General features: G+C 44.6%; 4 protein-coding genes and 1 riboswitch. All 4 genes read left to right on the forward strand.

Annotation, left to right across the window (positions count from 1 at the left end; all coding sequences use genetic code 11):
• Positions 1–91: 91 nt before the first annotated feature.
• A riboswitch (cyclic di-AMP (ydaO/yuaA leader) is annotated at positions 92–245 on the forward strand.
• Positions 246–328: 83 nt separating this feature from the next.
• The 4 genes from ntrB to H6S82_RS19570 all read left to right on the forward strand — a co-directional run bounded on the left by ntrB (position 329) and on the right by H6S82_RS19570 (position 4,517).
• A complete protein-coding gene (ntrB, locus tag H6S82_RS19555) occupies positions 329–1,180 on the forward strand; it encodes a nitrate ABC transporter permease (protein WP_190474385.1) in 852 nt (283 codons plus the stop codon).
• An 86-nt stretch (positions 1,181–1,266) separates the two neighbouring features.
• Positions 1,267–2,700, forward strand: coding sequence for an ABC transporter substrate-binding protein (locus H6S82_RS19560; protein ID WP_242057028.1), 1,434 nt, complete (start codon positions 1,267–1,269; stop codon positions 2,698–2,700).
• Between the two features lie 270 nt (positions 2,701–2,970).
• Positions 2,971–3,810: a nitrate ABC transporter ATP-binding protein gene (locus H6S82_RS19565; protein WP_190474387.1), complete on the forward strand. Its 840-nt coding sequence runs from the start codon at positions 2,971–2,973 to the stop codon at positions 3,808–3,810.
• A gap of 35 nt (positions 3,811–3,845) precedes the next feature.
• Entirely contained in the window at positions 3,846–4,517 is a 672-nt protein-coding gene (locus H6S82_RS19570; RefSeq protein WP_322112018.1) for a universal stress protein, read from the forward strand.
• The last annotated feature ends 81 nt before the right edge of the window (positions 4,518–4,598 follow it).

Below are 4,598 nucleotides of genomic sequence, written 5' to 3' on the forward strand. Positions count from 1 at the left end.
TCTTTTGCCAAACCAACTACTTATGCCTACACCCTATGTCTTAGGAGAGGTTGATTTCTTCCAGCTTGCAATGATAGAATGAATAAAATTTTGAGTAAGTCAGCCTAATCCAGATTTTTAAACCTGGAGCGGAGGAACCACATTTTGGGGCGTATTTTTGCCTTTTTTAGTCAAAATTTGGCAGAAAAGGACATCTCTCAGTCCTAGCCCGTCAGCTAACTTCGTAGGCATTGAGAGGAGACTGAAGAGGCAGCTTTTTTTAAAGTTCTGACCTCATCAGTGTCCCCGGCTGGTACTGCTCAGCATTCTTGTACCTGCTTCTGACACTATGGCTATACAACTAAATTTGTCTGCGATCGCGGTTGCCGGACAGGCAGCCTGGAGACGCGCAAAACCGATCGTTCTGCGAGATGTCGTAATTTTACCTACCCTTGGTTTTTTGGGGATTATCGTCCTGTGGTGGGCGGTTGCCCTTGCCAATCACGAATTGATGCCCACCCCACCAGAGGCATTGATTGCTAATTTAGACTACATTTTAAACCCGTTCTACGAACGCGGCCCCGGTAATTTGGGAATTGGTTGGTTGTTGCTGGCAAGTTTAAGACGGGTATTGCTAGGATTTTTGTTAGGTGCAGTTGTAGCGATTCCCTTGGGTTTTCTGATTGGGATGTCCAAACCCGCTATGTTAGCGCTCAATCCCATCATTCAGATTTTTAAACCAGTATCGCCTCTAGCTTGGCTTCCCATCGCCTTAGCTATCTTCAACTTGGCAGATCCATCGGCTATTTTTGTAATTTTCATCACATCTTTGTGGCCAACGATTATTAACACTGCCCTCGGCGTTTCCAGCGTTTCCAAAGATTATATAGATGTGGCAAAAGTTTTGGAAATGCCAAGATGGCGGCAAATTACCAAGATTATTTTGCCAGCAAGTTTGCCCTATATCTTTACGGGATTGCGAATCAGTTTGGGGATTGCATGGCTGGTAATTGTTGCCGTAGAAATGCTCACAGGCGGTATCGGGATCGGCTTTTTTGTGTGGGATGAGTGGAGTCGTTTAAACCTGAGTTCAGTATTTTTGGCAGTGCTGGTAATTGGTTTAACTGGGCTACTGCTTGATTGGGCTGTGGGCAAAATTGAGGTTTTAGTAACTCGCCGCCCTACAACTGTTTCAAATTAGGCAATAGTCAGGGGTCAGTAGTTAATAGCAACGAACAACTGACCGATGACAACTGATAATTAGCAATTACCAATCGGTGGAGTTAAATGATGATTGACACCGACAATAACTATTGGAGTCGTCGCGATTTTATCAAAGGAATAGGTGCGGCTGCTGCGGGAATGGCACTATCTTCTTGTGCAATTTCAGGCGATCGATCTGCCAAAGGACTCACCCCAGAAGCTTTAGCAGTCGAACCTGTCGTAGATCCCAAAACCTTAGAAAAACCGAATCTCACTGTCGGGTACGTGCCGGTTAATGACTGTGCGCCATTTGCGATCGCTTGGAAAAAAGGCTTCTTTCGCAAATACGGTTTAAACGTCAAACTTAACCGCGAAGCTAGTTGGGCAACTTCTCGCGACGGCATCATTTTTGGACGCCTCGACGCCTCACCCGTCGTATCCGGTGCTGTCACAAATGCCAGAATTGGAGCTGAAGGCGCACGTCACGCACCTTTATGTGCGGCGATGACAATTCACCGTCACGGTAACGCCATGACGATGAATCGGGCAATGTGGGATTTCGGTTTGCGTCCTTGGCGGGATTATAACGGCGATTTGGAAACTTTCGGTCGCGATTTCCGCAACTATTTTGACAAACAACCAGCCGAAAAAAAAGTTTGGGCAGTAGTACTCAGTTCGGCTATTTACGAATACTTTGTTCGTTACTTATCTGCTGCTGCTGGTGTCGATCCTTTTAAAGAGTTTCGCATCATTATTATTCCGCCGCCACAGATGGTGACAAACGTGCGAATTGGCGCAATGCAAGCTTACATGGTAGCGGAACCTTGGAACACGCGGGCAATAAAAGGTAATGAAGGAGTTGGTTTTACCTTCGCCCAAGGTAGAGAAATTTGGTCAGGGCATCCCGATCGACTTTTGGGCGTGATGGAAGATTTCATCATTAAATATCCCAAAACTTATCGTTCTCTGGTGAAGGCGATGATCGAAGCTTGTCAGTATTGCAGCAAACCGGAAAATCGCCCAGAAGTTGCCGAATTGATTACAGATCGATCGTTTACGGGGGCTAAGCCAAAAAAAGGTGCGATCGATAAGCTTACCCGTCCCGCAATTGTTGGGGAGTACAACTATGGCGGCTTTGATGACAAAGAGCGTATCCTCAATTCACCTGAAACAACACTTTTCTTCGATTTACCACCCAATCTTGCCAGAGAGCCGGGAGACCATTCCACATTTCTATGGCAATCGGAAAGTATTTGGTTAATGACTCAGGCAGCTCGTTGGGGACAAATTAAAGAGTTTCCCAAAAATGCAAAAGAATTGGCTGCGAAAGCTTGGAAAACCGATCTTTATCGCGAGATTGCCACAGAAATGGGTATTCAATGTCCCGCAAGAGATGAAAAAGTCGAACCCGCTGAAGCGTTCATAGACAAAAAAGCTTTCGATCCTAGCGATCCGGTGGGTTATCTTAACAGTTTTGAAATCCGAGCAAATGCACCAACTCGCTTTTTCATGTCTTAATTTTTTTGTCATTTGTCATCATTCATATCGTGCCCGGTTGCATCATTTGCTAAAAAAATCGCACTCTTATCTGTGTTCATCTGTGTTCATCTGTATTCATCTGTGGTAAAAATTTCACCCTTGATGCCAACAGATAATTTCCTGGATCGCTCATGTACAACCAATGCTACCGGATACGATCTCATTAGTTATTTGGTGGTTCAAGTAGCAAATGAACCATAAGGAACGAGCAACCTATCGAATAAGTCAAAACCATTTGAGGACTTTACCATGATTAAACCGACTTCCGTTTCTACCAATGCCTCCGAGCGTTCGTTACCCCGCCAGGGATTTCTGGAAATAGAGAATTTATTCAAGTCGTACCGGACTGCTGATGGGGGTGAATTTGTAGTTTTAAATGGCATCGATCTCACCATCGGTGAAGATGAATATATCTCCGTAATCGGTCACTCTGGATGTGGCAAATCAACACTGCTCAAAATTGTGGCAGGTTTGGAAAAACCGACTTCTGGAACGGTGTGGTTAGATGGCAGAGAAGTTCGCAAACCGGGAAGCGATCGCATGATGGTATTTCAACATTATGGGCTGCTACCCTGGCTAACAGTGCGCGAAAACATCCGTTTGGCTGTTGATGAAGTCCTCAAAAATGCTACCCGCGCCGAAAAAATTAGTATCGTGAACGAACACTTAGCGATGGTGAATTTAAATGCCGCAGCAGATAAATATCCGGATGAAATTTCTGGTGGGATGAAACAAAGAGTTGGCATTGCGAGAGCCTTGGCGATTCGACCTAAAATGTTACTGATGGACGAACCTTTCGGGGCGCTGGATGCGCTGACTCGCGGTAAATTGCAGCGACAAGTTCTCAATATTTGGGAAAGCCATAAGCAAGCAGTAATGATGATTACCCACGATGTCGATGAGGCGATTTATATGTCCGATCGCATAGTCTTGATGACGAACGGCCCTGCTGCTACAATAGGAGAGATTTTAGAGGTGCCTTTTCCCCATCCCCGCAACCGTCAGGAAATCCGACAGAGTAAAGAATATTTTGAACTCCGCAATCACGCCTTGAATTTCCTCGATCGGTATTTTACCCAAGACGAGTAGATTACACCATTATTTCCTTTAAAAGGGAGAAGCTTGTGAACATCAAATCAATGTTAATGCGACTGCAAAGCTCATTAGGTCGAGATGATTTATGCGATCGAATTGTATTGTTGCCACAACCAAAAAAAACAGTTATTGCGGCAGATGAATCATCAAATTCGCTCACTTTAGTTGTAGGGTATAATGGCTCTCCCAAAAGCCACGCGGCTTTAGATATTAGCCTTTTAATTGCTCATCAAACACGTTTGGCTACGAGTAAGCAAGTCACAGTTCAAGTTGTCTACGTTCTAGAACAAAATCAAAGTAACCAGCGCCAGGATATTTTCAGGAAATCTTCAATTGATGCGATGTCAATAGAGTTTTTATCAGCCTCTGGCTCGAAATCGGGCACGCCTGTATTAACTCGAACTAAACTCAAAACATCGATAGATTCTTGCTCGCTCAAAGAAACTTTTTCTGAATACTATTCTTTTGAACAAGCGGAAAGTATTTTATGGCAGGCACGCTGTCTCGTTGAGGAATGGCGGGATGCTTTCGCAGCCCATCTTCGATTCGGTTCTGTAGCTACAGAACTGAGAAAAGTTGTAGAATCGAAATCCGCAGATATACTTTTCCTTGGCTGCAAATCTTCCGACGAACCTATCGTGCAAAAACTAGGTTGTAATTTCCCCTGCGCCGTGTTAGGAATTCCCGACACTGTTGATTGAGTACTCATTAGACATCTCCAAAAATTCTTGTGGGGTAGGCATCCTGCCTGCCTTTAAGATTCTTTTCTGGAGATGTCTATT

The organism is Planktothrix sp. FACHB-1355 (genome assembly GCF_014748295.1).
GTDB lineage: Bacteria > Cyanobacteriota > Cyanobacteriia > Cyanobacteriales > Aerosakkonemataceae > Aerosakkonema > Aerosakkonema funiforme_A.